Annotated in this window: 16 protein-coding genes; 9 read left to right on the forward strand and 7 right to left on the reverse strand. The window is 53.4% G+C overall.

The window, feature by feature from the left end; genetic code table 11:
* Nucleotides 1-34 precede the first annotated feature (34 nt).
* Nucleotides 35-1,471 (reverse strand): sensor domain-containing diguanylate cyclase, encoded by a 1,437-nt coding sequence (locus ACFQ1T_RS06635; protein ID WP_379075071.1) that lies wholly within the window; start codon nucleotides 1,469-1,471, stop codon nucleotides 35-37.
* 297 nt (nucleotides 1,472-1,768) lie between these two features.
* Here ACFQ1T_RS06635 and ACFQ1T_RS06640 point away from each other — a divergent pair, with 297 nt between their 5' ends.
* The 5 genes from ACFQ1T_RS06640 to pqqA all read left to right on the forward strand — a co-directional run bounded on the left by ACFQ1T_RS06640 (nucleotide 1,769) and on the right by pqqA (nucleotide 5,937).
* The gene (locus ACFQ1T_RS06640; protein WP_194748510.1) at nucleotides 1,769-2,326 is read left to right on the forward strand and encodes a hypothetical protein; all 558 of its coding nucleotides are present in this window, start codon (nucleotides 1,769-1,771) and stop codon (nucleotides 2,324-2,326) included.
* Entirely contained in the window at nucleotides 2,326-3,384 is a 1,059-nt protein-coding gene (locus tag ACFQ1T_RS06645; RefSeq protein ID WP_379075074.1) for an aldo/keto reductase, read from the forward strand. Before ACFQ1T_RS06640 ends, ACFQ1T_RS06645 begins: the two co-directional genes overlap by 1 nt.
* A gap of 26 nt (nucleotides 3,385-3,410) precedes the next feature.
* The gene (locus ACFQ1T_RS06650; RefSeq protein ID WP_194748508.1) at nucleotides 3,411-4,526 is read left to right on the forward strand and encodes a phospholipase A; all 1,116 of its coding nucleotides are present in this window, start codon (nucleotides 3,411-3,413) and stop codon (nucleotides 4,524-4,526) included.
* A 43-nt stretch (nucleotides 4,527-4,569) separates the two neighbouring features.
* Nucleotides 4,570-5,727, forward strand: a complete 1,158-nt coding sequence (nhaA, locus tag ACFQ1T_RS06655) for a Na+/H+ antiporter NhaA (RefSeq protein WP_379075078.1) — start codon at nucleotides 4,570-4,572, stop codon at nucleotides 5,725-5,727.
* A 138-nt stretch (nucleotides 5,728-5,865) separates the two neighbouring features.
* On the forward strand, nucleotides 5,866-5,937 hold the full coding sequence (pqqA, locus tag ACFQ1T_RS06660) for a pyrroloquinoline quinone precursor peptide PqqA (RefSeq protein WP_081624291.1): 72 nt from the start codon (nucleotides 5,866-5,868) through the stop codon (nucleotides 5,935-5,937).
* 117 nt (nucleotides 5,938-6,054) lie between these two features.
* On the opposite strand, the gene ACFQ1T_RS06665 is transcribed toward pqqA, so the two are convergent.
* Nucleotides 6,055-6,258 (reverse strand): hypothetical protein, encoded by a 204-nt coding sequence (locus ACFQ1T_RS06665; protein WP_194748506.1) that lies wholly within the window; start codon nucleotides 6,256-6,258, stop codon nucleotides 6,055-6,057.
* A 297-nt stretch (nucleotides 6,259-6,555) separates the two neighbouring features.
* Here ACFQ1T_RS06665 and ACFQ1T_RS06670 point away from each other — a divergent pair, with 297 nt between their 5' ends.
* Nucleotides 6,556-6,792, forward strand: a complete 237-nt coding sequence (locus tag ACFQ1T_RS06670; RefSeq protein ID WP_194748505.1) for a DUF2171 domain-containing protein — start codon at nucleotides 6,556-6,558, stop codon at nucleotides 6,790-6,792.
* Between the two features lie 201 nt (nucleotides 6,793-6,993).
* Here ACFQ1T_RS06670 and ACFQ1T_RS06675 read toward each other — a convergent pair whose 3' ends face one another.
* Complete coding sequence (locus ACFQ1T_RS06675) at nucleotides 6,994-7,461, reverse strand: PA2169 family four-helix-bundle protein (RefSeq protein ID WP_194748504.1); 468 nt, start codon at nucleotides 7,459-7,461, stop codon at nucleotides 6,994-6,996.
* Nucleotides 7,462-7,743: 282 nt separating this feature from the next.
* Between ACFQ1T_RS06675 and ACFQ1T_RS06680 the strand changes: the two genes are divergently transcribed.
* Entirely contained in the window at nucleotides 7,744-8,349 is a 606-nt protein-coding gene (locus ACFQ1T_RS06680; protein ID WP_379075083.1) for a Yip1 family protein, read from the forward strand.
* On the opposite strand, the gene ACFQ1T_RS06685 is transcribed toward ACFQ1T_RS06680, so the two are convergent.
* From ACFQ1T_RS06685 to ACFQ1T_RS06695, 3 genes are all read right to left on the reverse strand, one after another.
* The gene (locus ACFQ1T_RS06685) at nucleotides 8,336-9,043 is read right to left on the reverse strand and encodes a LuxR C-terminal-related transcriptional regulator (RefSeq protein WP_379075086.1); all 708 of its coding nucleotides are present in this window, start codon (nucleotides 9,041-9,043) and stop codon (nucleotides 8,336-8,338) included. The two genes, ACFQ1T_RS06680 and ACFQ1T_RS06685, sit on opposite strands and share 14 nt — an antisense overlap.
* 92 nt (nucleotides 9,044-9,135) lie before the next feature.
* Complete coding sequence (locus ACFQ1T_RS06690) at nucleotides 9,136-10,548, reverse strand: PQQ-dependent sugar dehydrogenase (RefSeq protein ID WP_194748501.1); 1,413 nt, start codon at nucleotides 10,546-10,548, stop codon at nucleotides 9,136-9,138.
* 74 nt (nucleotides 10,549-10,622) lie between these two features.
* Nucleotides 10,623-11,900, reverse strand: a complete 1,278-nt coding sequence (locus tag ACFQ1T_RS06695; protein WP_379075090.1) for a class I SAM-dependent methyltransferase — start codon at nucleotides 11,898-11,900, stop codon at nucleotides 10,623-10,625.
* Between the two features lie 456 nt (nucleotides 11,901-12,356).
* On the opposite strand from ACFQ1T_RS06695, the gene ACFQ1T_RS06700 reads away from it, so the two are divergent.
* Nucleotides 12,357-12,941 (forward strand): c-type cytochrome, encoded by a 585-nt coding sequence (locus tag ACFQ1T_RS06700; protein WP_379076874.1) that lies wholly within the window; start codon nucleotides 12,357-12,359, stop codon nucleotides 12,939-12,941.
* A 116-nt stretch (nucleotides 12,942-13,057) separates the two neighbouring features.
* A complete protein-coding gene (locus ACFQ1T_RS06705) occupies nucleotides 13,058-13,360 on the forward strand; it encodes a hypothetical protein (RefSeq protein WP_313986739.1) in 303 nt (100 codons plus the stop codon).
* Between the two features lie 159 nt (nucleotides 13,361-13,519).
* Here the strand turns inward: ACFQ1T_RS06705 and ACFQ1T_RS06710 are convergent, their stop codons facing one another.
* Nucleotides 13,520-13,828 carry a BON domain-containing protein gene (locus ACFQ1T_RS06710; RefSeq protein ID WP_194748498.1) on the reverse strand — a complete coding sequence of 103 codons (309 nt, stop codon included), beginning with the start codon at nucleotides 13,826-13,828 and terminating at the stop codon, nucleotides 13,520-13,522.
* Nucleotides 13,829-13,976: the final 148 nt, after the last annotated feature.

Below are 13,976 nucleotides of genomic sequence, written 5' to 3' on the forward strand. Positions count from 1 at the left end.
TAACGGAGTGTATCTTTAAAACAACTGAGCGGGGCTATTGACGGTGCGGATGGTACACAACGCAGGTATTTTTGCCGGACTCCTTGGCTTCGTACATGGCCTGATCTGCGTGACGAATCAACGTATCGACTGTGCAACCGTGATCAGGGAAGATGGCGATACCGATACTGATGGAGACAGACGCAGCATAGCCATTGAGCGGGATGGGTTCTTTCACCACTTGCAGGATTTTGTTGGCGTGCAACAGCATGTCTTCGCTATTGCTGATATTGATCGCTAGAATGGCGAACTCATCCCCGGCGAAACGGGCGAAGGTATCCGCTTGTCGCGACATTTTCTGGATACGACTGGCAATCTCAATCAGTAGCTGGTCGCCTGCCAGGTGGCCATGGAGGTCATTCACTGCTTTGAAACCATCCAGATCCATAAAAAACAGCGCAAATTTTTTCTGTTCACGCTGACTGCTGTAAATGGCCTGTTGTAAGCGATCCAGAAACAATCGGCGGTTGGGCAGACCGGTCAGGTTATCGGTGTGTGCCTGCTGCCAGATGGATTGTTCAAGCAGTTTAGATTGCGAGATATCGGTATGCGTGCCTATCATGCGCTTGGGGGTGTCTTCGGCGGTGCGTTCCACCACCATGCCGCGAGAGAGTACCCATTTGTAATCGCCATTTTTGCAGCGAATCCGATATTCGATTTTGTACCCCGGCTGTTGGCCATAGAGGTAGGCATTGAGAGAGTTTGTGAAGCGTTCCTGATCTTCTTCGTGAATCAACGCACGTAGTGTCTCTAGTTGCGGGAGCAGCGGCTCACTTTGGTAGCCCAGCATTTTGCGCCAGTTGGGGCCAAAAAAGTAATGCCCAGTGATGAGGTCATAATCCCACACCCCATCGCCGACGGCATCCATGGCTTGTTTCCACAGCTCCTGACTTTTGGCTTGCTGTTCATAAAATACTTGTAACTGCTTGCTCAGTTCCGTACGCTGAACGATCTCTCTGCGCAACTCCATCAGTTTCATGGCCTGGTTCGCCAGGATGGTCAACAAAGTGAGTTCGGCCTCGCTAAAGTGGCGAGGTACATGGTCCATCACGCAAAAAGTGCCGATGGCATAGCCTTGATCATTAATCAGCGGTATTCCGGCATAGGCACGAATATACGGCGCCTGAATGACAAGCGGATTATTCTTGAACAATGCATCCTGCAGTGTGTCTTCAATCACCAGCCGTGTTTTTTGTTCCACCGTCAGTTGGCAAAAGACATCCTCACGCGGGGCTTCGCAGAGATCTAGTCCTTTGGCAGATTTGAACCATAAGCGGTCCTCTGCCATCACTGTCACGCTTGCAATTGGTGTTGAGAAGAAGGTCGAGGCCAGGGCGACTAACTGATCAAAATCAGCTTCGGGCGCAGTGTCAAGGATATGATAGCTTTCAACTGCCGCCAGACGTTCTAGCTCTTTATTATGGTTTAACAAGTGAACGGTACTCCATCAAAGCAGACATTAAGTTGGTCACACGCTTGGTAAGTTGGTTCTAAAAGCAATCATACGCTAATTAATCTTAATAGATTTGGTGATAAGCTTAACCTTTTTTATTTTGTTTAGTAAATGTTATCTCGATAATTTATCGTTGTTGGAGAGGCTTGTTTGTGATGAAAAGCCGTCAGATTCATGTCATTAAATGCCGCTAGGGTAAACTCTGCATGCTTAGAGGTAGGCAGTTGCGGGTCAACACGGTATGCTAATACCTGTCCCGTGATAGGTTAAATCCGCATGCAACCGCAATCCATACAGCAAATCAATCTTTCTTATGACCAGCATCAAGACCGCCTGCTCATGCGTGCGGCGGTGAGTGACGAGCAGGAAATCCAGGTCTGGATTACCTACCGCGTGGCAAGGCAGATTTTCAAGGTATTTAATCAGGAGGCGCATTTGCCGGTGTCTGGTCCGCTGCCCTTGTCTGAGCAAAGCCTGCCGGAAGCCACCCAGCAGTTTGTACAAGAGGCGGAAGCAGTAGAGGCCCTGGATGATCTTGACTTTGAGACGGCCTATCAGGCGCCCAAAAGTGTGGTCACCGAGCAAACCCTGCTGGCGGTGGAAACGCGTTTTGTCTCGGTCAACGACCAACTTAATCATGTGCAACTGGTGTGCGCCAATGGCATTAACGTGAATATCAATGTGAACCATGAGCTGGTGCTGGCGATCAGCCGCATGTTGCTGTTGGCCAGCAAAGAGGCAGGCTGGACACTGCCATCCGCGCCAGCCAAGGAACCTCAGTCCGTTTCGAGTATCGTAATGGACATCCCGGTAGAAAAACAGGTATTACATTGATGGATCAAATTACGCTGGGAGACAGCGGTATTCGCGTCTCCAGAATCACCTTGGGCACCATGACTTATGGTGACCAGAACACCCAACAGGATGCAGAACACCAGCTGGATTATGCGCTGGCAAATGGCATTAATTTTATTGATACGGCAGAAATGTACCCGGTGCCGCCCCGTGCAGAAACGGTGACGCGTACCGAAACCATGCTGGGGCACTGGATCAAGAAGCAGTCTCGCGACCGGTTTGTGCTGGCTAGCAAGGTGGCCGGACCCCGCCGCGGCATGCATTGGATCCGCGGTGGCCCGAGTGGTATGGACCGTGCCAATATCCGCCAGGCGGTGCATGACAGTTTGCAGCGCTTGCAAACCGATTACCTGGATGTCCTCTATCTGCACTGGCCCGAGCGCAATGTGCCCATGTTTGGCCAATATCAATTTGACCCGCATGCGGAACTGGATGCAGAAGGTCAGGCGATCAACTGGGTACCTATCCAGACCCAGCTTGAAGTGCTGGATGAGTTGGTGAAGGAAGGCAAAATCCGTGCAATCGGCCTCAGTAACGAGCAACCCTGGGGGTTGATGGAGTTTTTGCGTATTGCGCGCGAGCAGGGCTTGCCGCGCATTGCCGTGCTGCAAAACTGTTATAACCTCATGAACCGCGGTATGGAGTTTGGCATGACCGAAGTGCTTTACCGGGAAGGGGTCACGCTGGCGGCCTACTCGCCCTTGGCCTTTGGGCACCTCACGGCCAAGTATGTCGATGATCCGGCCACGCCCGGCCGCGTGACTTTGTTTGAGGGCTATGCCAAGCGCTATAAAAAGCCCGCGGTGCCGGCGGCGGCCAAAGCCTATGCCGAGTTGGCCCGTAGCCATGGCCTGACGCCGGTACAGCTGGCCTTGAGTTTTGTCTATCACCGCTGGTTTGTTGGCACCACCATTATCGGCGCGACCAGCCTGGCACAGTTACAAGAAAATGTGGCGGCTTATCAGGTCCACCTGAGCGCAGAGGTGCTGGCGGCCATCGAGCAACAACATCTCGTCATGATGAATCCAGCCCCTTAAGTTGGGCGCAATAGAAGGGAATCCATATGCTATTTTTTCGCAGACTGCGCAGCCAGTGGCGACATGAGCGGCTGTTGAATGCGCTACTGGTGAGTGGCCTGCTGCTGGCAGGTCAAGCACAGGCAGCCCTGGTGAACGACATGCAATCCGCTTTGCGTACTTGCCAAACCGAGTTTGCAGACGATGCTGGCCGGCGACTGGTGTGCTTTGATAAAGTGGCCGAGCAATTCGCGCCCAGCCATGTGGTGGCGCCTATCTTGGCCCCCAGCCAGGAAGCACTGGTCAAAAGCGTGAGTGCTGACACCGGCTACCTGTCACGCAAATGGCATTTGAATAGCCAGGATGAGTTGCATTTTACCGACCTTGAAACGCACCAGCTCAATTACATTGTCACCAGCTATTCGAGCAACCCTAACGAGGTCCCGGTTTCGCCGTCACGCCCCAACACGCAAAACCGTGACCTCGGACACAACGACCTGCATTTTCAGATCAGCCTGAAAACCCAGCTGATGAATATGTCAGACTGGCTGCCCAAAAATCAGTGGGTGCAGAGCGCGCGCTTATGGGGCGCTTATACCCAGCAATCGTTCTGGCAGGTTTACAACGAGGCACAATCTCGGCCCATGCGCGATCATAACTATTCGCCCGAGCTGATTTTGTCGCTGGGGCTCAACAAGCCAGCAGAGGGAGGGCTGTGGACCGCCATGCCTAATATGCTCAATCTGGGCCTGGTGCATGAGTCGAATGGCCGCTCACAACCGTTGTCGCGCAGCTGGAACCGCTTCTACCTGCAAGGGGGCTGGCAATTGAATGAACAATATAGCCTGCTGGTCAGGCCATGGTGGCGCATCCCCGAGAACAAGTCAGACGATGACAACCCGGATATCAGCAAGTATATGGGCTATGGCGATGTGACCTTGCACTGGGATAATGAACCCCACACCCTGGCCGCCAGCGTGACCTTGCGTAACAACATGCGCAGTGACAACAAGGGCTATATCCGCACCGATGTGCAATACAAGCCGTTTAAAAACGAGAGCGTGAAGTTTTATGCCATGCTGGCCAGTGGCTATGGCGTCTCGCTCCTGGACTACAACCAGGCACAAAACATGTTTGGCATCGGCTTTGCCATTGGCGAATAGCTCGCCGCAGCTGACGGCCAAGTCCAATTAGGGTTATTGAATTATGTTACTGATCACCAAAACCTTTCAACGCTTTTTAGACTCGGAGCAGGCCAGCAGTGTCTTGCTGATGCTGGCTACCGTGCTGGCACTGCTGATCGCCAATAGTGTGTTTGCCAGCCACTATCATGCGTTCTGGCATCTGCACGGCTTGGGGCTCAGCCTGGAAGAGTGGGTGAATGATGGTTTGATGGCCGTGTTCTTCCTGCTAATTGGCTTGGAGCTCAAGCGCGAGTTATATGTAGGCGAGCTTTCCAGCGTCAACAACGCGCTGTTACCGACGATTGCCGCCCTGGGCGGTATGATTGCCCCTGCCTTGATCTTTTGGCAGATGAATCATGGCACGGCTTACCAGTCCGGCGTTGGTATCCCGATGGCCACCGATATTGCATTTGCCCTGGGTGTGCTCTCCATTTTAGGCAACCGTGTGCCGGCGCCTTTGAAAGTCTTTTTAGTCGCTTTTGCCGTCATTGACGATCTTGGCGCAGCCATCATGATCGCCGTGTTTTACACCGCCTCAATCTCGCTGCCGCACTTGCTGGCCGCGCTCACTGTGCTTGCCTTGCTGTTTGCGCTCAATCGCTTGCGCGTGCTGTCTATGCTGCCATACCTGCTCGGCGGGGCCTTTATGTGGTGGCTGACCCTCAAATCAGGCGTGCATGCGACGCTGGCGGGGATCGCGCTGGCGTTTGCCATTCCCTTTCAGCAGCTGGCCGAAGACGAGGATTCGCTTTCGCAACGGCTGGAACATGCCTTGCACTTGCCCGTTGCGTTCTTCATTCTGCCGGTTTTTGCCTTTGCCAATACCGGTGTTCATTTGGCAGCGGACAGTGTGCAATCGGTGTTTACGCACAGCAACAGCCTGGGCATTATGGCTGGCTTGATTGTGGGAAAGCCGGTGGGCATTATGCTGGCAGTGTGGCTTTCAGTGGTTTTCGGGCTGTGCAAGTTACATCCGCCTTTGCGCTGGGCGCACATTCTGGGCGCTGGCATGTTGGGTGGTATCGGTTTTACCATGTCCATTTTTATTACCAACCTGGCTTTTGCTGGCATGGACGAGGCAATCAATCTTTCAAAAATGGCGATTTTGACCGGTTCGCTGCTGTCTGGACTCCTTGGCTGGGGATGGCTGAAGTGGACGCTGGGTCGCAGCCCGCACTGATTTTTGGCAGCAGGTGGTTCTCAGTAAAATCATGAGCTGTTTTTAAGCCAGCTACGCAAGTGCTTTCTTGCCCTGCGGCGTATAGTGATTCTTAACGAGATGCCCGTTGCCTCTCTTAATCATCCAAGGAGATTTATTATGTGGACTAAACCAGCAGCGACTGAAATGCGTTTTGGCTTTGAAGTCACCATGTATGTGATGAACAAATAATTCTGACCAAGGTTTTATTGCAAAACACCCGGTGTTAACCGGGTGTTTTGTTTTGGGCCGACGTTTTGTTGTGGTCAGGCTAAAAAGCAACGCGCAATACCACCGTTATCGCGGCGGTTAAATCTCTATAGATTTTGTGACGCTATCGCCTTCAGCCAGAAGGGTCAGTTTCGTCAAGTCCCAGTCAGGCTGTTCTGCTGCCAGGCGGCTACGGCCAAGACGGTAGGCTTCTTCTACACTCAGCGCCAATACATTGGTTTCCCAGACGCGCTCACTGGCATCGGGTGCGCCTTGCCAGGCGCTGATATAAAAAATGGCCATACTCACTCCTTGATTAACATGCCACAGACCACAGGCCGTCTGCATGCGGTTGAGACACATAGAACGTGTCAGTAAGAATATCAGCAAAGTATCGCGCTGCCCGGTCAGACGCTCGTGCGATTTTACCTGTGACTTTCGCTGTGATGTCCCCTGGCCCATGCCCGCTGACCAGCGTTATCGGGGCTCACAATTCTTACAGCAAACTCAGTCTTGCCGCGATAGTGAGGGGAACCCTCGCCAGCCACACTCTCCGCTTAAGGTCACTGCATGAACCATCACCGTTGAGAGGAGACAGACATGATAGATGCCCGTGAAATTAAACCCGATATGCCCGTCACCACCGCCCAGTCCGAGCATGTCGCTGTGGTTGATCATATGGTCAGCGACGACCTGATCAAACTTAAACAAGACACGTCTGGCGTGCATCACTTTATCCCGGTGAGCTGGGTGATTTCGACTGAGGGCGGTATCGTGAAAATTAACCGGACGCTGGCGCAGGTGACCACAGACTGGGCCACTGAGGCATCATCCTGAGTTTGCCCTGCATCAAGGCTTAGGCGATGTGCACACGTGGACGGCGCTTGCCTGGACTTGCCCGTGAGCTCAATGTGTTGGACGTGAAACATCGCTAAACATCCGCTTCTAAGCCGCGCACACAGCCAAAACAAAGACCTGCGGTAAGCAGGTCTTCGCTATCAGGGTGCGCCAGTGCAGGGTGTGACTTTCTGGCCTGGTTTAAGAATGCGCATCGGCCTCTGCCTGCGCGGCATCCCGCAATTTCTTCACCTCGTCATGATTGCGTTTTGCGCCTTCGAGCTGACGAACAACCACAGTACGGATATGGGTTGGCAAATCCATTTCAGCGGCTTCTTGGTAAGCCTTCAGCGCCACATCCTCGCCACGTTCGGTTTCATTAAGCACCGACAGCGTATTGTTGCTGGTGAGGGCTGTTTTAAGATCTATCCAGTGTCTGTGCAGCGCGCCGCCCAAGCTGGTTGAGGCGGCGGGTTCGCCCCCCTGCGAGCGCACCAGCCCTTGCAACTCTTGTACGCTGGCCGCCACCTCTTGCGAGCGCCGCATGAAAAAAGCCTTGAGTTGGGGATGATCTACATTCTCAGCCGATGCGCGAAACCCTTCTTCGCCATCGCGGGATACCTCAATCAAATCGTTCAGGGTAGCAATGAAATCGTCTCTGTCTGTCATGTCTCAGTCTCCAAAAGCGGTTGTTGATGGTGAGAAGATCTGAGTATGCGACAGCACAGCCTGGCCCCCCATCGGATGAATGCGCAAGCTGGTGTAAGAATGGCTATCTATAGGCCCGCTTATCTGGGCAGATAGGCCCCTTTCTCCCACCTGGCCACGCCAAGGGGCTGCTTATGTTTCCGTCGGCCAACGTAAATTCTGACAGTCAGATCAGCCTGTTGCGGGTATGGATGCGGCTGTCCTGCTTGCATAATGGCGCATCGTTCTTTACAGGAGATGATGATGAATCCCATCCGTTTATTCGACTATGTGACACCGCGTAGTGAGCAGCCCAAGGTGCTCGCGATGCCCAAACCCGGTGTCACGCAGTTGCTGATATTTTATATATTGCCACTGTCCTTGATCCCTTGTATCACGATGTACTTGCGGCTGGATCATCAGGTGCCCAAATTGTTTTTTGACCAATTACCAGGTAACCGCTTGCTGATGGTGAGCATCGAGTTGTTGTTTCTGCAATTGGTGCTGGTGCTGGTGATGGCATGGATTACACAGCATCTGGCGCAGATGATGGGTGTGAAGCCGGGCTTCCGGGATGCGCTGTTGTTAATCACGCTGGCGACAATACCGCTGTGGCTCACTTCGTTGTTTTACCTGGTCCCCAGCCTGAGCGTTAATGTGCTGGTGCATGGGGTGGCGGCACTGATTGCCATTGCGCTGGTGTACCGCGGTGTGCGCTATGTGTTTGGCATCCGTGAACGCGGGGCAATGTTCTCGCTCACCTTGGCCATCGTCTGCACCGCCGGGCTGGGTTTTGGCGTGATTCTGATCGGCTCGTTGATTTCGTGGGAAACCATTGAACAACTGCAATTTTCCGTCAAAAAACTGTAGACAAGCGGTCGGCAGCGGCTATCATTTTCCTCCCTTGGTCAGGGTGCCGACAGGTTTGGCGGCTCAACGTGGTCGGGGCCGGGATCAGGCCATGCGTCAGCGCATAGCGGATCAACGCCGCATTATTGGTCACCCCCATTTTGCGCAAGATTTTGGCGCGGAAGACACTGACAGAGCCCGGCGCGATGGCAAGCTCGTCTGCCACGGCATTGACCGGTTGGCCTTTGATCAGTTTGAACAAGACCTGTAACTCCCGCAACGATAACTGCTCATGCCGCATGGGTTGTGACTCCGTCAACAGTTGGTGGTGGCGCGGCATCAGGCAGGATTTTCCGCGCGCAATGCTGCGGATGGCTGGAATCACCTGCGAACTTTGCGTGGTGTAAGGCAGATAGCCCTGACAGCCCAAACGGATAAAATGAATCATGCGGTCAGGCCGCTCACTGCCATTGATCACCAGAATCGGCAGCCCTGGTGCGGCATGTTTGAGATCACACAAAATTTCAAGACCATTTTGGTTGGGGGCCGAAATGTCCAGAATAACCGCATCCAGCGGTTGCTGATGGATCAGGCGAATCGCTTCGCGCACCGTTGGCACTTCGTAAAGCAGCTGCAGGCGCAGGTCATTTTGTAACAGGGTGTGTAATGCGTGGTGGCTCAGGGCATGACCATAAAGCAGTAATAATTTTTTCATGGCGGTCTCGTCTCGTTTCTGTGATCAAAACCGGCACGCGAATACCGGGGCTTAAAACGCCTTCCAGCTATTTTTTTTAATGTTTTTAATTTTTAATCGTGTGCGGCTACGGTCGCATGCACACCGCTGGTTGCTTCCCTATTCTCAGAGGCGTTCGAGTCGGTATGTCGGGCAGTTTTATGGCTGCCTTTGACATTCCAGATCACATTGCCGACATCATCTGCCACCAGCAACTGCCCTTTTTTATCAACAATCACACCGACGGGACGCCCACGTGCCTGCCCGTCTGCATTCAAAAACTCGGTCAGTACGTCAATGGGTTGCCCTGCGGGCTTGCCTGCTTCAAACGGCACAAAAATGACTTTATAGCCGTTGTAAGGCTGACGGTTCCAGGAGCCATGCTGGCCGACAAACATGCCGTTTTGAAATTGCTCGGGCAGCTGATTGCCTTTGGCCGGGAATAGGCCCAGTGAAGCCGTGTGTGTGCCCAGTGCATAATCAGGAGGGATCGCTGTGGCAACCAGCTCAGGGCGGGGCGGTTGTGCCCGCTCATCTACATGTTGGCCGTAGTAGCTGTAGGGCCAGCCATAAAAGCCATTCTGTTTGACCGAGGTCATGTAATCCGGCACCAGGTCACTGCCGAGTTCGTCTCGCTCATTGACCACGACCCATAAGTCGCCAGTATGCGGTTCCCAGACCATGCCATTCGGATTGCGCAAGCCGGAAGCATAGATGTGATGCTGGCCAGAGACTGCATCGACCTCCCAAATAGCCGCCCGCTCTTTTTCTTCATCCATGCCGTTTTCACCGACATTGCTGTTGGAGCCGACCGTGACATACAGTTTGCTGCCATCGGGGGTGGGTAAAATATTTTTGGTCCAATGATGATTGCGTTCTGCGGGCAGGTCGGTGACTTTGGTGGGGGCGGCGGTAATTTCAGTCTGGCCTGGCTGATAAGGGAATTTGATCAAGGCATCGGCGTTGGCCACATAAAAGGTGTCCCCAATCAGGGCCATGCCAAACGGCGAATGCAGGTCTTTGATAAAGACATGTCGTTCTTCTGCCACGCCATCGCCGTCATTGTCACGCAGCAGCATGATGCGGTTCATGCTCTCAGCCCCTGCGCCGCCGTCTTTCATAAACAGGCTGGCAATCCAGCTTTTGAGGCTGAACCCTTCTTTGTTAGGTGGGTGATTGGTTTCTGCCACCAGAATATCGCCATTAGGCAACTCATACAGCCAGCGCGGGTGATGCAGGTCGCTGGCAAACGCGACCACATGGGTGCCTGGCGCAGAGGCTGGTTTTTCACCTTGCGGCCAGCCAACCGCTTTTGCCACATGGACGGTGGGAAGCCAGCTGGCATGATAGGAGGACAGGTCTGGTGCTGGCCCATAGCTGGCCGACTCAGGGAGTTGGGCCGGTGGCGAACAGGCACTCAGTCCCAGCAGGCAACCGCTGATCAGGGACAGTTGAAAACGGGGCGGACGGTCTGTGGCGGTATGCATCGTGTACTCCTCTCTATCATCTGTTTCTGGTCTTTGCCAGACTGGTTTTCATGGCATGGCCTGCCAGATGGCAGCTAGCGCCGGGTCGCCACAATCTGGTGAATGCCGGTGAGTCCCTGTTCAAACTGGATCAGGCTGGCGGTCAGATACAGTCGCCAGGCACGGTAACTGCGTTCGCCCAGGGTGCGGGTGATGTCCTGGTGTTGCGACGTCAGTCCACTCAGCCAGTGGCGCAGGGTCTGAACAAAATGCTGGCGCAGCCCCTCAATGTTAAACACCTCAAACTGGGCGGCATCCATACACTGCAGCAGCTGTGGAAAGGTGGCCAGCTTGCCTTGCGGGAACAACTGCTGATTCACCAGCGTATGGGCTGGGTCCTCAGGCTGCCAGGCTGCGCGCTCGTTGGTCATGCCATGGCTCAAAAACAAGCCGCCTGGTGTCAGCGCGGCATGGACTGTATTCAAGAACGCCGGCAAATGCGGTTCACCTACGTGTTCGGCGACCCCGATACACACGGCTTTGTCGTACTGGCCTTGTGCCGCCACAGCGCGATAGTCGCCAGGGATCAGTGTCACCAGATGGGTGAGCTGTTCGCTTTGGATCAGCTGGCTGGCATAGGCATATTGGGCAGGGTTCTGGATATAAGCATGCACAAAGACCCCGTAATGCTTGGCGGCCCAGCAGGCCAGTCCGCCCCAGCCGCCACTAAGGTCGAGCAAATGGTCACCGTGTTGCAAACGCAGCTTGAGGCAAATCAGTTCCAGCTGGTTTTGTTGCGCCTGCCCGAGCTCACGCGTTTGGCCACAAAAATAGGCGCAGGAATGCAGCATACGTTCATCCAGCCAATGGCGATAAAACTCAGCCGGCACATCGTAGTTGAGTGGCAACAGACCAGACTTTGGTACAGCGCCGTGGCGAGGTGGTAATGGTGCCAGCGCACGTAATGCACGTGCAAGTGTGGTGGCCAAGGGGATAGGCAGAGACTGGAAGTATTCCAGGCATTGCAGTGCGGCATGAAAGTCGCCCACGTCCTGGATGTGACCGTCTATATACGCAGTCATCCAGGGGACGGGTGTGGTCAACAAGTGAGGATTACGTACCAGTTCTGCAGACAGTGACAGCGTAAATACCGGTGATTGCTCGCCCACATAAATCAACTGGTCATTCCATAAACGCAGGGCAAACGCATTTGTATAGTCTTCAAATAGCTGATTCAGCAGTAATTGGGCCTGGGTCAAGGCCTGTTGTTCTTCTTGTTGTTTGGCCTGATGCCAATGCCAGAACTGCTCCAGCGTCAGGGCATCCAGTGGGCGTGCTTCCAGAGGCAGCACATTAATAGGGCGGTTGTACATGGGTGACTCCTCACAGTTGTCCGTGTTTCCGTCAAAAAATAAAGCCCCGCTTTGACTGCTGCGTTGCGTCAAATGAAGATGTCGATGAACTTTCGCGTCGCCGCCGCAGTAAAAAAGCAGGTGGTTTGAATGTGTCTTCAGGCCTGAAGTGTAAGAAAAGCGCCCAAGCAGCCAATATAGGCACATGACTGATTGTCATGTCAGACCTGTCTGACAGTGTAGGCGGGGTGTCTTTTGCGGGCGGAATGCCTCGTCCCGTCATGCTTGTCTCAAGACCGTGACACCCATGAATGTTGCCCGTTTCCCTGTCCGACAACTCCTACAATAAATTGCGCCGTTGTGACATGGGCACTGGTTTCGCTTTTCTCCATAATCGTTTACACATTCATTTTTCCAATCACCCTTACCATTGAGGAGACCATCATGAGATTAAAAACTGGCCTGGAAAATCGTCCAATGGCTACCTTGCCTCAAGCAAGCCCGAATGCAACATTGCGTGCTAAAACAAGTCTGGCCTTGCTGGTGTTAGTCACCGGCCTGGCTGCCTGTGACAAGCAAACCACGGCTTCCGGCGAGTCTTCTGCTAAAACCGAGGCGGCTGCCAGCACTGAAACGATCAAGTTTGTCACCACCCAGGATGGCTCGCCATTGGAAATCAAGCCTGAATTGTTTGATACACCAGCCGCCAAAGAATTTTTAGTCACGGGTAAAAACCCTTATGTCGGTAAAGAAGATGCGATTGCAGCAGGTAAAAAAATCTTCCAACTATATTCTTGCACCCAATGCCATGGCCCGGAAGCTGGTGGGCAAGTGGGCCCTGCGCTCACCGGCCCCAACTATAACTACGCCAAAGACGCCACCAATAAAGGCATGTTTGAAACCGTGTGGCATGGCACCAATGGCGGCATGGGGGCCAAAGGCAAAGGCTTGATGGACCCTTCAGACCCGAATAACGGCATCACCCCGGATGAGTTACTCAAAGTCATTGCCTGGATCCGTAGCCACGGCCAACTGACCGGCAATGAAGACGCCGCTTCGTGATAATCCTACAAATTTGAGGTCGCTAGGCTGACATACAGCCTGCCCGTGCATCCTTAGCATAGAAGCATGCCTGTCTGACCAGACAGGTTTTCTTCTTCTTTGATAAGGATGCCCCTATGAACAACCCCCTTTCTTTTCTGATCGCAGCCCTGTTGGTGGCTAGCAGTGTGCCCAGCCTGGCTGCGGATCATGTCTCTCCCGATGCCGTGCCTCCGGCGCAAAAACAAAAAAACCAGGTGCCGGATACCACCAAAAACGGTAACTATCTGGAGCCGCAGCAAGATAATAATAATCTGCCGCCCAACACCAAAGACACCGCCAGCCAGCCGCAAAATGCTCAGTCTTCCAAGCCTGGCAATATGGAAAAAAGCAAACGCTTTCAGCAGGATCCGAAACAGGGTGGCACCGACGTCAAGTAACGATCACGAGCTTAAGCCCCTTGCTGCATACTGAGTGGCGGTAGCAACAGACCCGTGCGGCCCCGAACCTATCTTCATCCATGGGTTACGCGGCATAAAAAAATGCCCCTGGCCATGGCTGGCACAGGGGCAACGGAGAGAAGATCGTAGCGTGGGGACTTATTGTGCGACCACAATATCGTCTTTCACAGCAGTCACACCTTTGACATTTTTAGCCAATTGCACTGCTTTATCTGCTTCGGCCTTAGTTTTAGCCACGCCAGATAATTGCACCAGACCATTGCTGTCGGTTTCAACTTTGATATCGGTGGCACTCACGGCTTTGTCCTTGGCCAAGGCCGCCTTTACTTTGGCCGTGATCACGGTGTCTTCTACCTTGGTACCAATGGAGTCGCCATCCGCGGCAAAACTTGCCATCGGCAACAATAAAGCACTTACCAGCAAAATGGATTTCAATGTCGTTTTCATGTGCAGTCCTTTCAAAATCATCGAGTTCTCATTATTCAAAAAACGCGCAGGGCCAGCCATACACCGGATTCTGATCCTGCCGTAGGAGTTGACTGACGAAGTTTGTAAGTACGATAAGATAGCGCTTTAGCGCTTCACTCACCGTTGA

The sequence above is a fragment of the Methylophilus glucosoxydans genome, from assembly GCF_042676145.1.
GTDB lineage: Bacteria > Pseudomonadota > Gammaproteobacteria > Burkholderiales > Methylophilaceae > Methylophilus > Methylophilus glucosoxydans.